Here is a 21,885-nt window from a genome sequence, read left to right on the forward strand (position 1 = left end):
TATTTCTTGATAGAGAATTTGTTTTTAACTATACTTAGAATATGACTTTCCCTTTGATCTATTTATTAATTCCCTACGCCATTTTTTTATGTATTTGGTTGTTTTTAAGTTTGGTTGGATATTATCATTTAATGCGATATAGTGGACAACGAATGGTTAACTTTAGTATTGGCTTAGTATATTTCCTTGGCAGTATGGTTTTACTACTTTTATCTTTCGCAGTCCTTGCTCCTATAGATTGGTATCAACAAATCACTATTTTCCAAAGTAGCGTTGAACCCTCGTCTTTTATGGACATAGAATACTAATATGATGCACTTATATAAACTTCCTCATCCAATGCCCGACGAGAAGGTAATTCGAATTATTCATCGAGATATTTTTATTGCTTTAAAGCGGGTTGGTTTATTTATGTTGCTGTTAACATTGCCATCTGTTGTTTTCTTAATGATTGATGATATTGTCCCCTCGGCTAATGATTTTGGTGTAGCCACAATAATTATTTTGCTTTCATTAAGTGTTTATTTGTTATTTATCTGGTTATTATTTTTCTTTTCTATTATTGATTATTTTCTAGATATTTGGGTAATCACTGATAAACGTATTATTGATATTCAACAGAATGGTTTTTTTTCTAGAGCTATTTCTGAGCAGATGGTGGCAAAAATTCAGGACATTACCAGTGATACTCATGGATTTTGGCCAACAGTTTGGAAATATGGAAATTTAACAGTGCAAACAGCTGCTCAAACTAATAAATTTTATTTTGAAGAAATATCTAACCCTGAGGAAGTTCGAGATTTATTAATTAGATTAGCTGCAGCGTCCGCTACTCAGCCTACTAGTGATTCTGAATCTAAAATAGTCTAATGAAGTTGAGTGATTTTAATTATCAATTACCTGAGAATTTAATTGCCCAAGCTCCAGCTTCACCTCGTGACCAGTCTCGATTATTAATTCTCCATCGCACCTCCGGTCGTCTTGAGCATCGGCGGTTTTTTAATATTGTTGATTATTTAGATACAGGTGATGTTTTGGTTATTAATGATTCAAAAGTAATTCCAGCTCGTTTGATTGGTAATAAATTAACGGGTGGAAAAGTAGAAATATTTTTGTCCCATTTAGTTTCTCTAGAAAAAGAAGAGGAAATTTGGGAGTGCTTAATTAAGGGTAAACATATTAAAGTTAACAGTGAGATTATTTTTAGTAAGAAATTTAAGGCAGTGGTTCAAGAGAAAATTAATGATGTTTGGTTAGTAAAATTTAATTGTAGCGGTCAAAAATTTCAAAAATTTCTGGAAGAGTATGGTCAAGTCCCTTTACCACCCTATATCAAGACTTTAAAAAATACATATAAAAAACAGTATCAAACTGTTTATGCCGATACAAAGCACAAAGGCTCTGTGGCAGCCCCAACAGCTGGTCTACACTTCACACCTCGTTTAATAAAAGAATTAGAAAAAAAAGGTGTGATAATAAAAAAAGTGACATTGCATGTTGGTCTTGGAACCTTTTTACCCGTTCGAGTTGATACTATAAAAAAACATCAAATGCATAGTGAGTGGGTTGAAGTAAAAAAAGAAGTTTTTAAAGAAATTACCTCGGCACGAAAACGAGGTAATAAAGCTATTGCCGTTGGTACTACCACGGTTCGGTCTCTGGAAGCAGCCTTTAGAGTTTCCCCAACAAAAGATTTTCAAGGTTGGGTAAATATTTTTATTTATCCGCCATACCAATTTAAAACCATTGATGGTCTTATTACTAATTTTCATTTACCTGAATCAACATTACTTATGTTAGTTTCAGCATTAGCCGGTAGGCAGAAAATATTAAAGGCTTATAAAGAAGCTGTGAAAGAAAAGTATAGGTTTTTTAGTTTTGGAGATGCGATGTTGATTGTTGCTTAAGTTTTTTTTGTGATTTAGTCTATGTTTTATAAATTTATTAATACTATTTTTCAATAAAATTTTCAAAACATTTCTAGGATATTATAATGAGATAAAGAGAAAAAATAAAATCAGCCCTGCAGAATCACAAGGCTGATTGGAAGTTCAAGATGTTACTTTATCAGCAACATTTTTTTTGTTTCTATAAAACTCTCGGCTTCTAGGCGGTAGAAGTAAGCACCGCTTGGGAGGTTTGAAGCATTGAAGGTTACGGTGTAGTAACCGGCAGTCTTTACTTCATTGACAAGAGTTGCTACTTCCTTTCCGGAAACATTGAACAACTTAATGCTTACTATCCCATCAGAAGGAAGTTCATAATTGATCTTCGTTGAGGGGTTGAATGGATTGGGATAGTTTTGTGTTAGTTTGAAATCTTTTGGAAGGACTGTTTGTGAATTTCCCACTGAGGTTGTGGTGTTGAAAATGAAGTGTGTTTCTGGGGTTGTAATATTCACGTGTAAATTTTGATACACTGCAAAAATTTTCGTGAATGGATTAACTTCATTTCGCCAGGTTATTAATTGCTGAGGGTTCCCTGATCCACGACGTTGACCTTTAATAATTATTCTTGCTATCTCTGTGCCATCTCCCGTATCAGAGATGACGATTACTCCGTTGTTTGGTGCTGTTGCCGACATAACAACGATTCCAGAAGGTGAAATTTGATTATTATAGATGAAGTCACCTATAGTTCTCATGCTTGTCGGGTAGAATTGAGCCGTGTCAATTTGGGCAATATACTGTGATCCATTATACTCAAATCGCGTACCTGTTGATTTTAAGTATACGTCAAGTACTATACTGTCAGTGGTCGACTGAACAATTCCACCTTTTAGGGTATAAGTTGGGAGCTCGAGTGGACTATCAATTTGTCGTCTAGTGCGTCCAATCATTCTATCTTTCATATCAAACTTTCCATCTGCATTATAATCCAGTGCAAATGGGAAAACGAAAGGATTCTTTTTTGCAAATTTTTGGTACTGCTTGTCGTACGAGTCGATCCGTCCATTCATGTTGTAGTCAATCACTCTGTTGATGAGTATAGAATCTTGCCATGGCTCTCCGTTGGCCACACAGAAAGGAATTCCTGATCCCCAACAATAGAAATATTCCGCAAGACGGGCATCTTCTATGTCAACTTCGGAATTAAGATTACAATCTGTATCATCGTAAACCTCTATTTTACCGGTATCGTTTAAGCAGGCTCGTCTGTCACCATCATCAACAAAATGGTCACCTTTGCCGAAATAAAAGCCTGTGTATGGTCCAGCAACGTCACCGGGAATCATGCACCATGTTCCGTCTATCATCTGAACAGCAGCGAAATAACCGCCCCAGATTTTGTTAACATCTGACGTAAAGTCATACGTTGAAATCGCGGTGTCAGTCTGAATTGGAGTTGACGACATAACTCCGTTGTGATTTCGATGAACAACGCAAATATAGTAATCCTTTTCTGGGTTTACAGAAAACTTAAGGAATTTTTCTTTGTTATTAAAATCCCTTATATTTCCGGAGCTATCCAAACGGGCTAGCCTCCAGTGCATTTCTGTTGGATTGTATGGATTGTCCACTAAAATAACTTGGATGAAATCCACCATTTGTGACGTGACGATGTCTTGTTCAAAACAGTTATCGGCGAAATCAATCCATTTTAATTGCCAAGGATATTTTGTATCGAAAAAATTAGTATCTGTAAGCCGCTGTGGGATTCTGTTTGATTCAAAAAGCTTCGTATGCATTCGGCCAGTATATGGATTAAAGGCGCCTGCAAGCATTACTTTTACAGCGACCTTTATATAGCGAAAATCTTCGCTTGTACTTGTATCTCTTTCAACGCAGTCATCGTTTTTTATGAACGTTTTAGCTGCTTGAGACTGTATCGGTTTTGAACCGATAGATCCGAGTATGAATATCACACTCAGGATCAAGAAGGAAATCTTTTTCATTTGATTCTCCTTTGATTTTTTGGTTAAAAATATTTTTAATGTATCTCCTTTCTACCTTTGCTATATCATAATTTTATTTTTTTGTCAATTATTTTTTTCAAGGGTAAAATGCTCAATAAAATATGGGTAAATATACAAATTATGCCTTGGAAAGCGTCTGATTAAATTTTAGAATTTGTATTTTTCTAATTTTACAATTTAGTCGATTTTTATTGACTTTTGACTAAAAAAATGCTAATAAAAAGAAAAGATTTTTTTGTTCATTATAAAAATGGAGGAAACTTGATAACAAGAAGCAATAATCAGGATTATGAAAACTGCAAAAAGATAATTTTCATAATTTTAGGTAAAAACTGGGAATCAAAGGACCCACTAAAATTATCCGCTGATTCCGAAATAAATGTTCTTGCGCTTGTTTGTGAAATAAAACAAGTAATTGACCAGGGTCTTGAGATTATAGTAATATTTTCCACTGGGCATACAGCCGGTCCTGAAAACATTTCAGAGGCAAAAGCAATGAAGAAATTTTTTGATGAAAAATGTAAGCAGAATCTGGAAAAAGTGACAATACTTCTGGAAGAGGATTCCCTAGATACCCTAGGGAATGCAAAAGAAGTTAAAAATAGATTTTCCTCTCAAATTGATGATGCTGATAAAATTATTTTAATTACCGTTTCGTATCATATGAAGCGGTCTAAATCAATTTTTGAGAGTATTTTGAGAAGAAAGATCTGTCCAGTAAATGCAGATGGAATTGTAGAAGATTCTAAATTGCAGATCCCTATCGAAGACAGACTTTTTATCTGTCACAGGAAAGAAACATTTGATTTCATTTGTATTGAGCCGATCAAAGAATATATCCTTCGGTCGATAAGAGTATTTGATCGCCAAGGGAAATTTATTGCTTGGCTAGCAAAAAAAGTCCGGTCATGAATTTCTTCAACTTTTTGAAAAGCCCTATATACGCATTTTGTATAATAGGGTTTTATTTTATTTAGTTTGATTGTTGATAATAGCCGTATTTATTGACATTTCTAAAATTTTATTGTAATCTTAAGGAAATAAAGATAATTTTCCCTTCATGAATATCTCTGAATTAGCGCGTATTCTCAAAATTCCACCTCAAGATCTTCGGGATAATCTCCCGAAGCTTGGTTTTGATATTGGTCAGAAGGCTATCAAAATTGATAATCACACAGCAAATAAAATTATTCGTTCCTGGGGGATGTTGTCCCGACGTCTTGCCTCTCGTCGCGTCGCTGAGGTAAAAGTAAAATTAGTCGCACCGGCTGATGTTACAAAAATTAGCGTGCCACCTTTTATTACCGTCAAAGATTTTTCGGCTTTAGTGAAGCTGCCAATTAATAAAATTTTGGCTGAGTTAATGAAGAACAATATTTTTGCCTCAATGAATGAGAAAATTGACTTTGAAACTGCAGCGGTGATTGGTGCTGATTTAGGAGTTGAAGTCTCAGCCGTTAATGATGAATCAGTAATTGACGACGCACAATCAGCTCAAGACAAAATTAAAACTTCTTTGGCAGAAAAAGAATCTACCGATAATTTAATTACCCGTCCACCCGTTGTAGTTATTATGGGTCACGTTGACCATGGAAAAACAAAATTATTAGACACAATTAGACATAGTGATGTTGTGGCTTCTGAAGCTGGAGGAATTACTCAGCATATTGGTGCTTACCAAATTTCTCATAACCAAAAACAAATTACCTTTATTGATACCCCGGGTCATGAAGCTTTTACTGCCATGCGTAATCGCGGTGCCAAAGTTGCTGACTTAGCTGTTTTGGTTGTGGCTGCTGATGATGGTGTTAAGCCACAAACCATTGAAGCTTATCGTATTATTGAAGCAGCTAAAATACCCTTTTTAGTCGCAATTAATAAAATTGATAAAAATGATGCTAATGTTGAAAAAGTAAAACAAGAATTATCGTCAATGCTTCAAATTGTTGTTGAAGATTGGGGAGGAAAAACAATTTGTGTTCCATTGTCTGCCAAGACCGCAGAAGGTGTTCCTGAGCTTTTGGATATGTTGTTATTAATGTCTGAAGTCCAGGCCGATACTCTTAAGGCTGATCCGACTGTTTCAGCCGTTGGAACAATTATTGAATCTCGTTTAGATAAAGGCGAAGGAGCGATTGCAACGGTTTTGGTTCAAAATGGAACTCTGCACGTTGGAGATCCAATTATGTTTGATGGATTCTCAGCTGGCAAAGTTCGCTCACTTAAAGATTTTACTGGTTCATTAGTTAAAGAAGCTCTGCCTGGAACACCAGTGAAATTAATTGGCTTAAAAACTGTGCCAGTGGTTGGTGATATTTTAGAAGTTGGCGAAGGTGAAAAAAATAAATCAAAAATGTATAGTCTTCATCAGCCATCCGCTTTAACGCAACTGGTTGATACCTCAGATGATACTGAAGAAAAAACTCCAGCCGCAGTTATTAATTTAATTATTAAAAGCGACATGTTGGGTTCTGGAGAGGCTATTGAGAATTCGCTTTCTAAAATTGATTCTCAAGGTGTTCGAGTTCAGATTATTAGTAAGGGCCTTGGCAATATTACTGAAGGTGATATTTTGCGAGCCGAAACAAATGGCGCCAAGATTGTTGGCTTTAACGTTAAAGTTTCACCACAAGTTGAGAATTTAGCCCGAGATAAAAATGTTTCAGTAAAATTATATAAAATTATTTATGATCTTATTAATGAGATCAAAGGAACTATTCAAGAATTAGTTAAACCTGAAGTTGAACGTGTTGACCTTGGTCGATTAAAAGTCTTGGCAATTTTTCGAACCGAACCAAAGTTTCAAATTGTTGGCGGTAAAGTACTTGATGGTGAAATAAAAGTTAATGCCATTGTTGAAGTTATGCGGGACAAAGAATTGATCAGCACTGGTACTCTGGTTGGTTTACAAAGTGCCAAAGTTGAAGTAAGTAGCGTTGAAGAAAATCAAGAATGTGGGGCTCGTTTTGAGGGTAAACCAATTGTTGAAATAGGTGACATTTTGGTTTGTTATGAAGAGAAAAAGATTATTAAGAAAGTAGGTTAATCTATATGGCTCGTATGGAACAAGTAAATGCCTTACTCCAACAGGAGTTGGCTTTTTTAATAACTCAGTATGTTCCCTTAAAAGGTGGACTAGTGACTGTGGTTTGGGTTGACTGCACACATGATTTACGCGAGGCCACAGTCGCCGTTTCGGTTTTACCAGAAAAATTTGCTGGCACTGTTCTTGGACAACTTCGTCAAAAATCAGGAATCTTTGCTTCGCACTTACGTAAGCGAATTAAAATGAAACGGTTACCTTCCTTTCGTTGGCAACTTGATACCACTGAAAGTAATGCTGCAGTTCTTGAAGATATTTTTCAATCGTTGTGATGAACTTAAAATATACACAAGCCTATGAAAAAATTCAGGGCGCCAAAAATATTTTATTAATTACCCATATTTTTCCTGATGGAGATGCCCTTGGTTCACTTGGGTTTATGTGTGAATGGTTGACACAGCTTCAAAAAAAATATCTTGCCTATACTGCTGGTCCTTTGCCAAGCAGTTTATCTTTTTTACCTCATTATCATGAGTTTAATGTTGATAAAAATTCTTTTGCTATTTCTGATTTTGATGTAATTATTAGTTTGGATTGTGGTAGTCTTGCACGCACTAATGTATCTGAAGAAATTAAACAAAGAAATAAAGACCAATTTTTTATTGAAATAGATCACCATCCCTCAATTGAAGCAGTTTCTGATTTGGAAATTAGGGAACCAACAATGGCTTCAACGACTGAGCTATTATATAAAATTTCTCAGTCACTTAATTATCGGTTGAATACTGATATGGCCCGTTCAATATTAACGGGTATTTTAACCGACACGGGTAATTTTAGTTTTTCAGCCACTAGCCAGTATACGATTGCTTCCGCTGCCAGCATGTTATTAAAAGGTGCAAGTCTTACAAAAATTATAGAAAAAACTTGGCGTACCAAAAAATTACCAGATCTTAAACTATGGGGAATTGCCTTATCACGTCTTACAAAAATAGAAGATTATGATATGACTTATACGGTAATTCTTGCCTCTGATTTTGAAGCGACCAATGCCTCTGATGAGGCGATTGAAGGATTTGCTGAGTTTATTTCATCATTATCGGAGAATAAGGCGGTTCTCGTTTTGCGAGAAGATATACACGGTTATGTACGTGGAAATTTACGAACTATTCGTGATGATATTAATGTTGGAAAAATGGCCCAAAGATTAGGTGGAGGTGGACATCGGAAAGCAGCTGGTTTTAGTATTCCTGGAAAATTACGAGCGACTAAAACAGGCTGGAGAGTTGAAACTTAGGCTTAAAAAGGCTACAGTTATAGAGGAAGGATATGCTAAACTTCAAAACTGAAAAATAAAAAACATAATTAAGATGATATATATAGAGTTGTTTGAAATTTTGTAGTTTTAGTATTTTATATTTTTTATAAACCTATGTCATCACTTGCAGCAAAACACGAAGAGCCAGAAATAATGACTGTGACACCGGGGGCAAAAAAGATTTTTCAAGCCATGTATCTTGAACAACAGCCCCAGTCTGAAGATGAAACCATTGTGCGAATACAAGTTTCAGACTTGATTTCCAAGATGTCTTTTTATTACGAAAAAATTCGTAATGCTGTCCATTATTCTGAAGATCATCTTCTTCGTAAAGATGCAATATTTCGTATTCTCAAACGCCAACTTGTAATTGAAGGTTCGGTTAGACGCGCTCGCTCTGAGGATAGTCGAACCTTAGCTCAGCATCTTTTGATTGAATTAATCCGAGCTAGTTATTTGCCAAATAATAAACTTCCGGAAAATAAGATTGATGAAGTCGCTAGTATTATTAGTAAGTATACAACTCTTCGAGATATAGCTTTAAGTGAAACAGTTAGCCAATTTAACTTTTTTTCACAAAAAAATAAAAAAAAGGGAAATCTAGAAAGACGAACAGAAATTACTAACTGGTTAATGGGCTTGGCGGCGGCTGAGATTGAAGAGCATATTGGTTTTAACCAAGTAACTCGGACAGTGGTTTTGGCAATGTATCGAATGCTTGAGAAAAGAATTGAATTACCAGATTCATTACCATATGAACAGGATTTACCAATTCAAATTTATGTAGCGATTTATCGAAGTTTATTAAAATTTGATGACGACATGCTGTCGTTGATATTATTCCGTTATTTTAACAGTGATTGGGAGAAAGTTTCTTCAGTATCTTTGAAAAAAATTGCTTTGCAATTACCAACTTTGAAACGAGTTATTGATGAGCAATTGGCTCATCCGTTATCAGCTCAGTTAAATCGAATAGTTGGTACCTATACGGTGTATTTTAAAATTCTTGAAGATGTAGTTCGCGAAGATCCGGTTGGCATTTATGAAAGCTTTAGCGAAGATCCAAAAGTCTTTGAACGTAAAATAAAGCTAGCATGTAGTCGTCGTTATGCTAAAGCTCGAAATACTCTCTGGCGGGCTGCTTGGCGAAGTATTATTTATATCTTGTTGACCAAGTCAGTGTTTGTTGTTTTGCTTGAAGTCCCAGCCACCCAGTTTTTTGGAGAAACAATTAATATTCTTTCATTGGCGATTAATGTATCTTTCCCAGCGGTGTTGATATTTCTTTCCATTATTTTTATTCGTTTACCTGGTGATGAAAATACTAAACGAATTATTACCGGAATTGAGGAGATTGTATTTAATGAAAAAAAACGTCCGCCTATTAAACTGAGAAAACCACGTGGTCGCCATCGTGTTATGAATGTTATTTTTACCTTAATTTATTCCATAACCTTTTTCATTTCATTTGGATTAACTATTTGGTTCTTGGAAATAATACATTTTAGTTGGGTAAGCGTTATTATATTCCTATTCTTCTTGGCTTTTGCCAGCTTCTTTATTATACGTATTCGTCGAACAGCCAAAGAGTGGATTGTGATTGATGCTCGTGAAAATATTATGGGCTTTTTGATTGATTTCTTCTCGGTACCAATTGTGGCGACTGGAAAATGGTTATCCGGAAAGTTTGCCCGTCTTAATGTTTTTGCCTTTATTCTTGATTTTATTATTGAAGCCCCATTTAAAGTATTAGTTGAAATTGCTGAACAGTGGACCAGGTATGTTAGAGAACGTAAGGATGAACTATAAACACTAAACAGTAAAATTTTTAAAACATAAAACTACAAAATTTTTTTCGCTTTTGTAGTTTTGATATTTAAGAGTTTTTAGTTTTGAACTTCTATGTTTATTTTTGATATTATTTTATTAATTATTCTAGCCGGTTTTGTTTTTTATGGGTTCTTTTTTGGTTTGATTAGAGCCGTGGGGATGTTGGCTGGTTTATTGGTTGGAGCTTGGATTGCATCACGTTACTATCTTTCTGTTTTCTCCTGGGTTGATCAGTGGTGGCCGGGTAATCCAAATATCGGTAAGGTTATTTGTTTTATTATTTGTTTTTCAATCATAAGTCATTTGGTTGGCTGGGTATTTATTTTATTTGAACAAGCCTTCAAAGTGATAACGATTATTCCTTTTGTAAAAACAATTAATCGCTTACTTGGAGCAGTTTTTGGTTTTGTGGAAGGAGCTTTGGCTCTTGGATTAATTTTATATATTTCTTCAAAATATTTACCAGCTGGTTTATTATTAGCTCAGTGGTTGGAGGGATCAAAAATCGCATCATTCTTAATTAGTTTCTCAAAAATTTTAGCCCCGATTTTGCCGGAGATTTATAAAAAGATTCAAACAATCATTTAGGCAATTATAAAACTATAAAAATAAAAACTGCAAAATTGGTATAGAATTTTTTTAGTTTTATCATTTTAACGTTTTGCATTTAACTCTATGTATTTTGATACTCATAGTCATATAAATACCGAAGCCTTTGCCCTTGATGCTGATAAGGTTATTAAACGTGCCCTTGATCACCACACTTCGCTAGTGATTATTGGCACCGACTATAAGTCATCAAAAAAAGCTTTAGAACAAGCTAATCGTTATGAATCAGGCGTCTGGGCAGCTATCGGTTTACACCCACAGTCCCTTCAATCATATATAGAAGAAACAGCTGATGGACCAAAAGAAATTCCAGCGGAAAAATTTAATTTTGATATGTATGCTACGTTGGCAAAATTTCCAAAAACCGTGGCGATTGGTGAAATTGGTTTAGATTATTCTTGGCGTGAAACCGATCTTGATATTGAAGCAATAAAAAGAGAACAAAAATTAGTTCTCTCTGAACAACTATTATTAGCTCGACGTTTTGATTTGCCGGCCATTATTCATTGCCGTCAGGCTCATGATGATTTACTGCCTTTACTACAAAATTTTCGTCATCAGTACAAAGAAATGATTCCTAAAGATCGGCCTTGGGGTGTTATTCATTGTTTCTCTGGTGATGAAAATTTAGCTTGGCAGTATTTTAATTTAGGTTTAATTATTTCTTTTACTGGTTTGATTACCTTTAGCCAACGGTGGGATGAATTAATTCGTAAAATTCCAGCTGATAAAATAATGATTGAAACAGATTCACCATATATGACACCCGAGCCACATCGAGGAAAACGTAATGAGCCAGTCTTGGTTCGATTTGTTGCCGAGCGTATTGCTGAAATTAGGGGAGTGAGCGTTGATAATATTGCTCAGATGACAACAGCGAATGCTAAGCAATTGTTTAAGTTGAAATAATTTAGGCTGCCTGAACATATACCTCTTTTATGCTCTCTTTAATTTCTTTTTTTTCATTGTCTTTAAATAATTCTTTTGCTCTTTTTTTTAGTTCGGCTTCAGCTTCACTAAAGCTCCTAAATACTAGTTGTTTAAAGTAATCTTCTTTTTTATCAGGAATATTACCTTCATAATTTACAGCTACAAAATCTTTTGGATCAGGGACAATATTTGGGTGTTCAGGCGGAGCAATCTCTGGTATTGCCCAAAATTGAAAAGTTGCGCCATTGAGTTTTGGATGAATAACGCCGCCTTCGAGAGTGAAAAGAGGTTCTATTTTTTTCTTTAAGGCCTCATATCCTAGGACTTCTTTATAATGTTTGTCTATTGCGTTAATAACGGACATATAGTCTGGCACAGATTCATGAAAAAATTTATTTTCTATATTCATAAAGGAAGTTATTTATAATAGATTAAGTATAGCATGGCCTTTGTTATTTCGACTCTCCTTTGTCATCCCAGCTTATACACTGTCATCCCCGACTTGGTCGGGGATCCAGTCTTGATATTGCAAAAAGATTATCCTTATTATTTTATTTAATCTTCTCTTTAATATACCAATGCCACCTTTTGAAAAAAAATGGCACCAAAATAACAAGCCTAGAGAAAATGTACTACAGGTATCGTTCATTCAAGAAGCCTCGCTTAAACTCCTCGTCCTCACTATAATGAGGACTCGTCAAACAGTAAGCTCGGCCACATTCTTGAATTCACTCACCTGTTACGTACATTTTCTAAGGCTTGTAGGAATAATTATTCTGTCATCCCCGACTTGGTCGGGGATCTCGTGAATAATAGAAAATACAAATTTTACCCAGATCCCCGCATGCGCCTGCCTGCCGGCAGGCAGGCGGGGATGACATGAAAAAATACAGGTATGACAGAGTAGAAACGTTAACGGCAAAAAATACCTTAGCTGGGTCCCAGCTTTCGCTGGGATGACAGAAAGAAGACCGGTATGACAGAGTAGATGGCAATGACAAGAATAAAAAAAGCCATCTCTGTAAAAGATGGCTCCAATTTCATTTTTCTTTTTCAATTTTAGTTTATGAACTGGTTATTCTTTTATTACTGGTCTCAAAACTGTTACCTTTGGAGCATTTGGTCCAGTATAGATCATGTCGTTCAATCCATACCATTCGCCATCTTTCTGCAAAATACTTCCTTCCCTTGATTTGCAAAAAAATGCCTTCGTATTGCTTCTTATCACTAGTACATTATAGGCATACAACCCTGCTTGTGCCTTATAGCCTTTTTGTTTAAGCTTTTCAATTATTTGGCTTAATGGCATGCTATTCGGTAATGCGGTGTCCTCGAATATTTCCGACATTGATAGTTCAGTGCTTCTATACCAAACCCCACTATGTAGCGTCGTGAAATCCTCATCTGTATAGACTGTTTGTCCATACATTGAGCTTGTTGCGACTAAAAAAAGAAGCACAGTTATTAGCATTTTCATTTTTTTTCTCCTTGCCTTTTTAAGGCGTTTTAGTTACGTTTTTGATTAAGAATCTACTGACCTTTAGGTCCTCTATTACCAGAAGAGCCAGTATATTCTTAATCAAAATAACTAAGTAGGAGATATGAGTACTAGTATTTGTCAATGAACTCTTATGACCATATTATCATATATTTGTCAAGCAATTAAGGTTATTATTTAATATTCTATTCTAATATTAGCCAAAATAATATTTTCATTTAGTTCTATAATACCTTAACCCCTTTTAATTATTAGGATTTTAATGAAAAAAGCTAAAATCATTGACTTTCCTTTTAAAATAGCCTACATTTATTAAGGGAGCCCATTGGACTCTATGAAAACCAAGGACAAGCCGCCCTTGTTTTTATTTTTCCGATTATGGTTGAAAAACCCATCAAAAAAGTTTGGTATACTGATTCCATCCAGATGTTTACAAGATTGTCTGGCTGGATTTTGGTTCCGTTAGTGGTCGGGTACACCTTGGGTCGTTATCTTGATAATAAATTTCAGAGTGAACCCAGATGGTTTTTTATTTCAATTGGTCTGGCTTTTATCATTTCCACTATCGGTATTGTGTATCAAGCTCAGGCTGAGTATAAAAAAATAATTACACCGAAAAAATAATATGGCCGAAACACATTCTACGTCTACAGGAATAGAAAATAATAAGTCTCAATCTGAAGCGTCTCATGATACTTCTTCATCAGCCACTGGTCACGAAGAATTAGTCCATGAACATACGTTGTTTGCAGAGCCGATTTTTGAATTAGGTCCTTTGACAGTAACAAATTCATTGTTAACTTCTTGGATAGCTGTATGTATTATTTTGGTTATTGGTTTAGCTTTCCGTGCTCAATTACGAGCAGTACCAAAAAAATTACAAAACATAGTTGAGATGGTGATGGAAAAATTTTTGGAAATTTTTGATGCTGTTACTGGATCAAGAAAACAATCAATTAAATTAGCTCCGTTTGTGATGAGTTTTTTTGTTTTGATCTTAATTAACAATTGGCTGGGATTAATTCCGGGGGTTGGGTCAATCGGCCAAGTTGTTATGCATGATGGACATAAAACTTTTATTCCTTTTTTGCGAGGCGGTACGGCTGATCTAAATACAACCTTAGCTCTTGCTTCGATAGCGGTGGTTGCTAGCCATATTTTTGGTGTTGTGGCTGTTGGTGCCTGGACGTATTTAAATAAGTTTATTAACATCAAAGCCATTGCGGAGATTCCAAAAAAGTTTTTAAAAGATCCAACGATCATTATTGTTAATCCGATTAAAGCTTTTGTTGGTTTGATAGAGATTATTGGTGAGGTGGCTAAGGTGGCTAGTCTTTCTTTCCGTTTATTTGGAAATATTTTTGCCGGTGAGGTTTTATTGGCCTCCATGGCAGCTATCATTGCTTTTGCCGTGCCGATTCCATTTATGTTCTTGGAAATTATTGTTGGATTGATTCAGGCTCTGATCTTTGCTATATTGGTTTTGATATATGTTTCAATCAGCACAACGGCTGAGGAACATTAAAGGTTCTTTGTTTATAAAGCTATAAGGTTATAAAGTTACAAAGTATTAGTTATGTTTTAGTGCAATTACTTTATGAGCTTTATAACGTTATAACTTTATAACAATTTTATTTATTAATTTATACTATATGATGGATAATGTCATGTTAGCGAAAGCTTTAGCTATTGGTATTGGATCAATTGCTCCGGCTCTAGGTATCGGTTTTATTGGTGCCAAGGCCATGGAAGCGATTGGTCGAAATCCGGAAGCAGCTGGAAAAATTTTAGTGCCAATGTTGTTGGCCTGTGCTTTTGCTGAAGCGGTGGCGATTTACGCTTTGGTAATTGCCTTCAGTATTAAATAGTCTTTTGATACACTGCCCCTTTTGGGCAGAAATTAACAGAGTATTGAGTGAGATATTTCTTTTATATTCCTTATTGAGCTAACCTGATTATAGGTAGCCCGGGATGACAATTATAAAACTATGGATTCATTAATTTCTACATTTCATTTAGATGGAAAACTATTGATTGCTCAAATGGTTAACTTTGCGATTGTTTTTTTAGTATTATATTTCTTTGTTTTCAAACCTTTATTTAAGGTGACTGGAGATCGTTCACTAACAATTGAAAAAAGCTTGAAAGAAGCTAAAGAAATAGAAGCTCGTTTAGAAAAAACTAAAGCTGAACAAAAAGAAATGATTAAACAAGCTAAAATGGATGCAGCGGTTGTTTTGGAAGAAGCTAATCGTCAAGCAGAGGAGCGTAAGCTTGAATTAGTCGCCAAGGCAAAAGAAGAAATTGGTGATTTAATTAACCGAGAAAAAGCCAAAATTCAAGCAGATAAATCAGAAGCTTTACGAGAAATCAGAGCAGAAGTGGCTGAGATGATTAAATTAAGTTGGGAAAAAATCATGCATGAAAAAATGGACAAGACAACAGATGAAAAAATTCTTAGTAAAGTTATAAAGCAGATGGAATAATATGGCCTCACCTATTCGTGCCTATGCTCAGGCCTTGTATGAAGCATCGGTGGATCAAAAGAAACCGGAAATAAAAAAATTGGTAGAAAATTTCTTAAAATTGTTACAGGAAAAAAATCAGCTTTCACGAATAGAGGAGGTAGTTTCAGAAATTGAGGTTATTGATAATAAGGTCAATCATAGAATCCAAGCAGAAGTAACAAGTGCTCTTCACCTTGATGAAGTAACCATAAAAAAATTAGAAAAGTTTGTTCACCAAAGGACTGGCGCAAAAGAAGTTATCTGGGAAAAGAAGATTGACAAGAATATTCTTGGTGGAGTTATATTAAAATTTCAAGATACGGTGCTTGATCTTAGTATGCTAGAGACACTTGAAGCTTTAGCAGAAGAAATTAAAAAGTAATAATTTATTGTATGTCCAAAACTAAAGATTTTATAGTTGAGCAAATTAAAGAGAGCATTGGTGCTTTTCAATCTTCGCCCAAAGAAAAAACTGTTGGACGAGTTATTCGAATTAGTGATGGTATTGCCGCTGTTTCAGGGCTGCAGTCAATTCGGATGTCGGAAATGGTTGAGTTTAAAACTCCAAGTGGAATTGTATCTGGAGTAGCCTTAAACCTGGAAGCTGACATGGTTGGAGTGGCCATTCTTGGAAATATTGAAGCTATTATTGAAGGAGCTGAAGTGCAAGCCACTGGCCGTATTTTGGAAGTACCGGTTGGTGAAGCTTTGGTGGGTAGAGTGGTGAATCCTCTTGGGGAAGCTCTTGATGGAAAAGGAAAAATAATTTCACAAGAATTTTATCCAGTTGAAAAAATTGCTCCCGGAGTTATTACTCGTCAATCAGTTAATCAACCACTTCAAACCGGAATAAAAGCTATTGACGCTATGATTCCAATTGGACGAGGTCAGAGAGAATTAATTATTGGTGATCGTCAACTTGGAAAAACGGCACTAGCGATTGATACGATTATCAACCAAAAAGGCAAGGATGTTATTTGCATTTACGTGGCCATTGGTCAAAAAGAATCTAAAGTTGCTTCAATTTTAACCAAACTTGAAGCCGCTGGGGCTATGGATTTCACCACAGTTGTGTTAGCCGGTGCTTCTGCTCCTGCTCCGTTGTTATATTTTGCTCCGTATGCCGGTTGTGCTATGGCTGAATATTTTTTGGATAAAGGAAAAGATGTTTTGGTTGTCTATGATGATCTATCAAAACACGCTGTTGCCTATCGTGAAATTGCTTTGATTCTGCGACGTCCGCCTGGTCGTGAAGCCTATCCAGGAGATGTATTCTATCTTCACTCTCGTTTACTTGAACGTGCTTGTAAATTAAATAAAGAACATGGTGGTGGATCAATTACAGCTCTGCCAATTATTGAAACCCAAGCTGGTGATAACAGTGCTTATATTCCAACTAACGTAATTTCAATTACCGACGGACAAATTTATCTTGAACCAGATTTATTCTATCAAGGAAATCGTCCGGCTATCAACGCTGGTTTGTCTGTTTCTCGTGTTGGTTCAGCCGCGCAGATTAAGGCAATGAAAAAAGTTGCTGGAAAGATTCGTCTTGAAGCTGCTCAATATCGTGAGCTAGCAGCCTTTGCTCAATTTGGATCTGATCTTGATGAAGAAACCAAACAAAAGTTGGAACGTGGTCGACGTCTGTATGAAGTCTTTAAGCAAGGGCAGTATGCACCGCTTTCAGTTTCTGAACAGGTAGCAGTTTTCTGGGCTTTGATTAATGGACACCTTGATGCAGTACCGGTTGAAAAAATAATTCAGTTTGAAACCGGTTTTCGTCACCATTTAACTGTATCTCATGCTCAATTATTAACAACAATTGAAACTGACGGAGAGTTAACTGATAGTATTGTTGAAGGGTTAACACAAGCGGTGACAGATTACAAAGCAACAGTGGATTATTTAGTAGAGTAAAAAGTTATAAAGTGCAAAGTTCATAAAGTAAAATATAAATTAATTTATCAATTTACTTTATAACATTAAAAACTTTACACTTTTAACTAGTTTATATGGCCAAGACCAAAGACATACAACGAAGAATTAAATCAATTTCTAGCACCAAGCGTATTACTCGTGCTATGGAAATGGTAGAAGCTTCAAAAATGCGTAAAGCTGTTGAGACAGTGCTTGCTTCTCGCACCTACGCTAACTTAAGTTGGGAAACCTTGATGAATTTAGCAGCCTCTAGTGAAAAAAGTTTGGCTCATCCTTTACTTGAAGTTCGCTCTGAAATTAAACGCCAAGTACTAATTTTAATTACAGCAAATCGTGGTTTATGTGGTGGATTTAATTCAGCCATTATTTCTGAAGCTCGTAAAATTACCAAAGGCTTTGAAGAAGCAACTGACATTATTTTGTTAGGTAAAAAAGGTGAAAGTATTTCTGGATCTTTGCACGTTGAAGCACAGTTTATTAAAGAAGAAACCGGTATTAATCTGGGCTCAATTGCCCCCATCGCTACTTTAGTAATTGATGGATTTCGTTCAGGTAAGTTTGATAAAGTATTAGTTGCTTATACTGATTATATTAATGCGGTTAAACAAGTCCCTCGTGTTAAGCAGATTTTACCATTAGTTACTGAGCCTTCTGATGGGACTTTGGGAGTTTTATCAAACGAGGATCGAGCTGGTTTGACGCATGATTATGTTGTTGAAAAATCCAAGCAACATTTAGGATCCGGTGGCTTTACTCATGAATATACTTTTGAGCCAGCGCCGGCAACTGTTCTTGATGAAATTATTCCCCGATTAGTGTCTGTTCAGATTTATCAAGCCTTGCTTGAATCTAATGCTTCCGAACACAGCGCTCGTATGGCCGCTATGCACCAAGCAACTAAGGCAGCCTCTGATTTAGTAGGTGAATTAACTTTATTTTATAACAAGGCCAGACAGGCCGCTATTACTGCTGAAATCGCCGAAATTACCGCAGGCGTGGCAGCACTTGAATAAACAAATTATATGACAGAAAAAAATATTGGACATATTAAACAAATTATCGGCGTTGTTGTTGACGTTGAATTTAGTGGTGAGATGCCACAAATTAATACTGCTTTAACAGTTGAGGTTGAAGCTGGTCACTTAACATTGGAAGTTGCTCAGCACCTTGGTAGTAGTTTAGTACGCACGGTAGCCATGGGAACAACTGATGGTTTGCGACGTGGTGATGTTGTAACTGATACCGGCGCTCCAATCTCTGTGCCTGTAGGCCAAGAAACGTTGGGTCGTATTTTTAATGTCCTTGGTGAAACCATTGATGGTGGAACAAAAGTAGTGGCCAAGAAAAATTATAGTATTCATCGCTCAGCGCCAAAGTTAGTTGATCAATCAACGGAAACAGAAATTTTAGAAACAGGTATTAAAGTTATTGACTTAATTTGTCCAATTCTTAAAGGTGGGAAAGTTGGATTATTCGGTGGAGCTGGTGTTGGAAAAACGGTTATTATTCAAGAATTAATTAACAACATTGCCAAAGCTCATGGTGGCGTGTCTGTTTTTGCCGGAGTTGGTGAACGTACTCGTGAAGGAAATGATTTATATCATGAAATGAAAGAAGCAAAAGTTATTGACAAACTAGCGATGGTTTTTGGACAGATGAATGAACCACCTGGAGCTCGTGCTCGTGTCGCTTTGACTGGTTTATGTATGGCAGAATATTTCCGTGATGAACAAAAGCAAGATGTGTTGTTTTTCATTGATAATATTTTCCGATTTACGCAGGCGGGTTCTGAAGTATCAGCTTTGCTTGGTCGTTTGCCTTCAGCTGTAGGGTATCAACCAACCTTGGCAACAGAAATGGGACAATTGCAAGAACGTATTACTTCAACCAAAGACGGTTCAATCACTTCAATTCAAGCTGTCTATGTTCCAGCTGACGACTTAACTGACCCAGCTCCAGCCACAACCTTTGCTCACTTAGATTCAACGGTTACCTTGTCTCGAGCATTAACTGAACTTGGTATCTATCCAGCCGTTGATCCCTTAGACTCATCTTCAACTATTCTTGATCCTTCAATTGTTGGTGAAGAACATTATCAAGTAGCTCGCGGTGTACAGAAAATTTTGCAACGCTTAAAAGATTTGCAGGATATTATCGCGATTCTTGGTATGGAAGAATTATCAGCTGAAGACAAGTTGACTGTGTTGCGTGCTCGAAAAATTCAACGTTTCTTGTCTCAACCATTTTTTGTGGCTGAAGTCTTTACCGGCCAGAGCGGAAAATATGTTTCGCTTAAAGATACCATTAAAGGCTTTAAAGAAATTTTGGACGGAAAACATGATGACAAAAATGAAAATGATTTCTATATGAAGGGAACTATTGACGAAGTTAGTAAATAATTGATATGGTTGAAAACTCATCACAATTTAGATTTGAAATTGCCTCACCTGAGCGTGTTGTTATGAAAGAAGAGGTGAAGCAAGTTACTGTGCCAACAGTGATGGGGGAGGTTACGATTTTGCCTTCACATATTCCTTTGGTCGCTTTGTTAAAACCAGGGGTTATTGAAGTCTTAACAACCGATGGTCGCAAAGAGATTATGTCTGTCTCTGGTGGTTTGCTTGAAGTTATGGCTGGTAAAGTTGTAATTTTAGCAGATACTGCTGAACGAGCGGCTGAGCTTGATGAACAACGGATTATGGAAGCCAAGGCTCGTGCTGAGGCCTTGAAAGAACAAGCTCACAATCAAGATGATGTTGCCTTTGCTCGTTTGAGTGCCTTGATTGAGAAAGAAGTGGCTCGAGGCCACGCGGTCAGAAAATGGAAGAGATTAAATATTCAAAAATAACTGCTCATTAAAAAAACTAAAAAAAGACTATGGAGTTTATCAGTTTTGCTCAGAAGAATACTGAAGAAAAAATACAAGCAATTATTGATCGTAATGATCAATATTCTAATATTTTTAAATCTCAAACTCTTGAGAGGAGAAAATATCAAAAGGAACATCCAACTGCGATTTGTGCTTTTAAATGTATGGACGGTAGAGTTCATATTCCTGTATTAACAAAATCCCCCTTGGGAATAATTAAGCCATTTCGCAGACTAGGTGGAGCCTTTGATTTAGGTTGGCCCCACTTGTCTGAGAAATTTAAGAATTGGGTAAACTATTACAAGTCTTCAAACAAAAAATGTTTAGTTTTGGATACTTATCATTTTTCTAAATCAAATCCTCACCGAGGATGTGCTGGTTTTAATTATGATACCGAAGCAGCGATAGCATATACAAAAAAATTCAAGAAACAAGTAGAAAGAGTTTTTCAATCTACTGATAATTCTGTTTTTCCAATTATTGTTGGCTTAGAAACAGATAGTGACAGTCTTGTTCTTCATAGTGAACAACGGGAACCTGTAACTGTAAATGAAATGCTAGATTTAAGTGAAGAGCAGATTTTTGAACAATTGCTAAATCTATATCCACATTTACCAGAACAAGTTCTTTATGATCTGTTTCCGTTAATTATTGGAAACCTTGAACACGTCAAAGATATTCAGAAGCAAGGAAGAGAAATTATTGACGTTGAACATAAAGAATGGATTATTGGTTTTGGAACTGGGTTTGATTGGTTGCACTCACCAAATACTGCATTGATTGTTGGTCCTTGGAGTCCTCGATTGGATAATGATTTGGAAAAAGCTTTTTCTATTATTCGAGGTAATATGCAATCTGGTAGAATCGCTGATGATGGTTTTGTAGTTATTGTTTCAGCGGAGTGGTCTGAATATCCTGAAAATCTTCTTATGGAAGAAAAAGTTAACTTTTTTATGAATTTTGCTAAGGAGATTCTAGCTCAAGATCAGTTCAAAGATATTAGCGATAAAGCTAAGTGGTTACCAGTGATTGTTGATCCTGATAAAAAATTCAGGATTATTTCAGAAGAACTTAAAACTATCCCTTATGTAAAGCGTTATTAATTTATTGGTTTTCTTATTGCCCGTTCAATTTTGAGCGGGTTTTTTTATTTTTCTTCTGTGTCTTTTTAAGTCCTACTTTTAGCTTTTAATTTTTTTTGCTATACTTACAATAGTGCTTTCTATCTATATTTTGTCTTGAGTTATGACCACTGCTCAGTGTCCGTTATGCCACAGCGACGTTATTATTGAAGATGACGTTTATGAAAATGACCTCGTAACTTGTGTTAACTGTGGAAATGATTTGGAAATTATCTCATTAACACCTTTAGAGTTGAGAGCGATTGAGGAGGAATAAAGCTTACATTTTTATATAAAATAAAA

General features: G+C 35.8%; 24 protein-coding genes. 21 read left to right on the plus strand and 3 right to left on the minus strand.

What is annotated here, in order from left to right:
- The first annotated feature begins 41 nt into the window (after nt 1-41).
- Genes IPN41_00905 through queA form a run of 3 tightly spaced genes read left to right on the plus strand, consistent with a single transcriptional unit; the run spans nt 42 to nt 1,907 of the window.
- Entirely contained in the window at nt 42-308 is a 267-nt protein-coding gene (locus IPN41_00905) for a hypothetical protein (GenBank protein ID QQS60524.1), read from the plus strand.
- Nucleotide 309: 1 nt separating this feature from the next.
- Nucleotides 310-870, plus strand: coding sequence for a PH domain-containing protein (locus IPN41_00910; GenBank protein ID QQS60525.1), 561 nt, complete (start codon nt 310-312; stop codon nt 868-870).
- Nucleotides 870-1,907 (plus strand): tRNA preQ1(34) S-adenosylmethionine ribosyltransferase-isomerase QueA, encoded by a 1,038-nt coding sequence (queA, locus tag IPN41_00915; GenBank protein ID QQS60526.1) that lies wholly within the window; start codon nt 870-872, stop codon nt 1,905-1,907. Before IPN41_00910 ends, queA begins: the two co-directional genes overlap by 1 nt.
- 152 nt (nt 1,908-2,059) lie before the next feature.
- On the opposite strand, the gene IPN41_00920 is transcribed toward queA, so the two are convergent.
- Nucleotides 2,060-3,895 carry a T9SS type A sorting domain-containing protein gene (locus IPN41_00920; GenBank protein QQS60527.1) on the minus strand — a complete coding sequence of 612 codons (1,836 nt, stop codon included), beginning with the start codon at nt 3,893-3,895 and terminating at the stop codon, nt 2,060-2,062.
- Between the two features lie 219 nt (nt 3,896-4,114).
- Here IPN41_00920 and IPN41_00925 point away from each other — a divergent pair, with 219 nt between their 5' ends.
- The 7 genes from IPN41_00925 to IPN41_00955 all read left to right on the plus strand — a co-directional run bounded on the left by IPN41_00925 (nt 4,115) and on the right by IPN41_00955 (nt 11,625).
- The gene (locus IPN41_00925; GenBank protein QQS60528.1) at nt 4,115-4,828 is read left to right on the plus strand and encodes a YdcF family protein; all 714 of its coding nucleotides are present in this window, start codon (nt 4,115-4,117) and stop codon (nt 4,826-4,828) included.
- Between the two features lie 148 nt (nt 4,829-4,976).
- The gene (locus IPN41_00930) at nt 4,977-6,962 is read left to right on the plus strand and encodes a translation initiation factor IF-2 (GenBank protein QQS60529.1); all 1,986 of its coding nucleotides are present in this window, start codon (nt 4,977-4,979) and stop codon (nt 6,960-6,962) included.
- A gap of 5 nt (nt 6,963-6,967) precedes the next feature.
- Complete coding sequence (locus IPN41_00935; GenBank protein ID QQS60530.1) at nt 6,968-7,291, plus strand: ribosome-binding factor A; 324 nt, start codon at nt 6,968-6,970, stop codon at nt 7,289-7,291.
- Entirely contained in the window at nt 7,291-8,256 is a 966-nt protein-coding gene (locus IPN41_00940; GenBank protein ID QQS60531.1) for a bifunctional oligoribonuclease/PAP phosphatase NrnA, read from the plus strand. The genes IPN41_00935 and IPN41_00940 overlap by 1 nt, the downstream gene beginning before the upstream one ends.
- A 135-nt stretch (nt 8,257-8,391) precedes the next feature.
- Nucleotides 8,392-10,086, plus strand: a complete 1,695-nt coding sequence (locus IPN41_00945) for a hypothetical protein (GenBank protein ID QQS60532.1) — start codon at nt 8,392-8,394, stop codon at nt 10,084-10,086.
- Nucleotides 10,087-10,179: 93 nt separating this feature from the next.
- Complete coding sequence (locus IPN41_00950; protein ID QQS60533.1) at nt 10,180-10,695, plus strand: CvpA family protein; 516 nt, start codon at nt 10,180-10,182, stop codon at nt 10,693-10,695.
- Between the two features lie 87 nt (nt 10,696-10,782).
- On the plus strand, nt 10,783-11,625 hold the full coding sequence (locus tag IPN41_00955) for a TatD family hydrolase (GenBank protein QQS60534.1): 843 nt from the start codon (nt 10,783-10,785) through the stop codon (nt 11,623-11,625).
- A gap of 1 nt (nt 11,626) precedes the next feature.
- Here the strand turns inward: IPN41_00955 and IPN41_00960 are convergent, their stop codons facing one another.
- Entirely contained in the window at nt 11,627-12,055 is a 429-nt protein-coding gene (locus tag IPN41_00960) for a hypothetical protein (GenBank protein QQS60535.1), read from the minus strand.
- A gap of 666 nt (nt 12,056-12,721) precedes the next feature.
- A complete protein-coding gene (locus IPN41_00965; protein ID QQS60536.1) occupies nt 12,722-13,123 on the minus strand; it encodes a hypothetical protein in 402 nt (133 codons plus the stop codon).
- 399 nt (nt 13,124-13,522) lie between these two features.
- On the opposite strand from IPN41_00965, the gene IPN41_00970 reads away from it, so the two are divergent.
- From IPN41_00970 to IPN41_01020, 11 genes are all read left to right on the plus strand, one after another.
- On the plus strand, nt 13,523-13,768 hold the full coding sequence (locus IPN41_00970; GenBank protein QQS60537.1) for an AtpZ/AtpI family protein: 246 nt from the start codon (nt 13,523-13,525) through the stop codon (nt 13,766-13,768).
- 1 nt (nt 13,769) lies between these two features.
- The gene (locus IPN41_00975; protein QQS60538.1) at nt 13,770-14,669 is read left to right on the plus strand and encodes a F0F1 ATP synthase subunit A; all 900 of its coding nucleotides are present in this window, start codon (nt 13,770-13,772) and stop codon (nt 14,667-14,669) included.
- 127 nt (nt 14,670-14,796) lie between these two features.
- The gene (atpE, locus tag IPN41_00980; GenBank protein ID QQS60539.1) at nt 14,797-15,012 is read left to right on the plus strand and encodes an ATP synthase F0 subunit C; all 216 of its coding nucleotides are present in this window, start codon (nt 14,797-14,799) and stop codon (nt 15,010-15,012) included.
- A gap of 120 nt (nt 15,013-15,132) precedes the next feature.
- The gene (gene atpF, locus IPN41_00985) at nt 15,133-15,630 is read left to right on the plus strand and encodes a F0F1 ATP synthase subunit B (GenBank protein ID QQS60540.1); all 498 of its coding nucleotides are present in this window, start codon (nt 15,133-15,135) and stop codon (nt 15,628-15,630) included.
- A 1-nt stretch (nt 15,631) separates the two neighbouring features.
- The gene (gene atpH, locus IPN41_00990) at nt 15,632-16,033 is read left to right on the plus strand and encodes an ATP synthase F1 subunit delta (GenBank protein ID QQS60541.1); all 402 of its coding nucleotides are present in this window, start codon (nt 15,632-15,634) and stop codon (nt 16,031-16,033) included.
- Between the two features lie 11 nt (nt 16,034-16,044).
- Nucleotides 16,045-17,571, plus strand: a complete 1,527-nt coding sequence (locus IPN41_00995) for a F0F1 ATP synthase subunit alpha (protein ID QQS60542.1) — start codon at nt 16,045-16,047, stop codon at nt 17,569-17,571.
- 95 nt (nt 17,572-17,666) lie between these two features.
- Complete coding sequence (gene atpG / locus IPN41_01000; GenBank protein ID QQS60543.1) at nt 17,667-18,605, plus strand: ATP synthase F1 subunit gamma; 939 nt, start codon at nt 17,667-17,669, stop codon at nt 18,603-18,605.
- A 9-nt stretch (nt 18,606-18,614) separates the two neighbouring features.
- The gene (gene atpD / locus IPN41_01005; protein ID QQS60544.1) at nt 18,615-19,991 is read left to right on the plus strand and encodes a F0F1 ATP synthase subunit beta; all 1,377 of its coding nucleotides are present in this window, start codon (nt 18,615-18,617) and stop codon (nt 19,989-19,991) included.
- Nucleotides 19,992-19,996: 5 nt separating this feature from the next.
- On the plus strand, nt 19,997-20,440 hold the full coding sequence (atpC, locus tag IPN41_01010; protein ID QQS60545.1) for an ATP synthase F1 subunit epsilon: 444 nt from the start codon (nt 19,997-19,999) through the stop codon (nt 20,438-20,440).
- Nucleotides 20,441-20,469: 29 nt separating this feature from the next.
- Complete coding sequence (locus IPN41_01015) at nt 20,470-21,564, plus strand: hypothetical protein (protein QQS60546.1); 1,095 nt, start codon at nt 20,470-20,472, stop codon at nt 21,562-21,564.
- Nucleotides 21,565-21,706: 142 nt separating this feature from the next.
- Complete coding sequence (locus IPN41_01020) at nt 21,707-21,859, plus strand: lysine biosynthesis protein LysW (protein ID QQS60547.1); 153 nt, start codon at nt 21,707-21,709, stop codon at nt 21,857-21,859.
- Nucleotides 21,860-21,885 lie beyond the last annotated feature (26 nt).

It is taken from the genome of Candidatus Falkowbacteria bacterium, from assembly GCA_016699775.1.
In the GTDB taxonomy this organism is placed as follows: Bacteria; Patescibacteriota; Patescibacteriia; order Patescibacteriales; family Patescibacteriaceae; genus Patescibacterium; species Patescibacterium danicum.

Coding starts and splice junctions, on each gene's coding strand:
- IPN41_00905 (QQS60524.1), top strand. CDS start 42: ATGACTTTCCCTTTGATCTATTTATTAATTCCCTACGCCATTTTTTTA.
- IPN41_00910 (QQS60525.1), top strand. CDS start 310: ATGATGCACTTATATAAACTTCCTCATCCAATGCCCGACGAGAAGGTA.
- queA (QQS60526.1), top strand. CDS start 870: ATGAAGTTGAGTGATTTTAATTATCAATTACCTGAGAATTTAATTGCC.
- IPN41_00920 (QQS60527.1), bottom strand. CDS start 3,895: ATGAAAAAGATTTCCTTCTTGATCCTGAGTGTGATATTCATACTCGGA.
- IPN41_00930 (QQS60529.1), top strand. CDS start 4,977: ATGAATATCTCTGAATTAGCGCGTATTCTCAAAATTCCACCTCAAGAT.
- IPN41_00935 (QQS60530.1), top strand. CDS start 6,968: ATGGCTCGTATGGAACAAGTAAATGCCTTACTCCAACAGGAGTTGGCT.
- IPN41_00940 (QQS60531.1), top strand. CDS start 7,291: ATGAACTTAAAATATACACAAGCCTATGAAAAAATTCAGGGCGCCAAA.
- IPN41_00945 (QQS60532.1), top strand. CDS start 8,392: ATGTCATCACTTGCAGCAAAACACGAAGAGCCAGAAATAATGACTGTG.
- IPN41_00950 (QQS60533.1), top strand. CDS start 10,180: ATGTTTATTTTTGATATTATTTTATTAATTATTCTAGCCGGTTTTGTT.
- IPN41_00955 (QQS60534.1), top strand. CDS start 10,783: ATGTATTTTGATACTCATAGTCATATAAATACCGAAGCCTTTGCCCTT.
- IPN41_00960 (QQS60535.1), bottom strand. CDS start 12,055: ATGAATATAGAAAATAAATTTTTTCATGAATCTGTGCCAGACTATATG.
- IPN41_00965 (QQS60536.1), bottom strand. CDS start 13,123: ATGAAAATGCTAATAACTGTGCTTCTTTTTTTAGTCGCAACAAGCTCA.
- IPN41_00970 (QQS60537.1), top strand. CDS start 13,523: ATGGTTGAAAAACCCATCAAAAAAGTTTGGTATACTGATTCCATCCAG.
- IPN41_00975 (QQS60538.1), top strand. CDS start 13,770: ATGGCCGAAACACATTCTACGTCTACAGGAATAGAAAATAATAAGTCT.
- atpE (QQS60539.1), top strand. CDS start 14,797: ATGATGGATAATGTCATGTTAGCGAAAGCTTTAGCTATTGGTATTGGA.
- atpF (QQS60540.1), top strand. CDS start 15,133: ATGGATTCATTAATTTCTACATTTCATTTAGATGGAAAACTATTGATT.
- atpH (QQS60541.1), top strand. CDS start 15,632: ATGGCCTCACCTATTCGTGCCTATGCTCAGGCCTTGTATGAAGCATCG.
- IPN41_00995 (QQS60542.1), top strand. CDS start 16,045: ATGTCCAAAACTAAAGATTTTATAGTTGAGCAAATTAAAGAGAGCATT.
- atpG (QQS60543.1), top strand. CDS start 17,667: ATGGCCAAGACCAAAGACATACAACGAAGAATTAAATCAATTTCTAGC.
- atpD (QQS60544.1), top strand. CDS start 18,615: ATGACAGAAAAAAATATTGGACATATTAAACAAATTATCGGCGTTGTT.
- atpC (QQS60545.1), top strand. CDS start 19,997: ATGGTTGAAAACTCATCACAATTTAGATTTGAAATTGCCTCACCTGAG.
- IPN41_01015 (QQS60546.1), top strand. CDS start 20,470: ATGGAGTTTATCAGTTTTGCTCAGAAGAATACTGAAGAAAAAATACAA.
- IPN41_01020 (QQS60547.1), top strand. CDS start 21,707: ATGACCACTGCTCAGTGTCCGTTATGCCACAGCGACGTTATTATTGAA.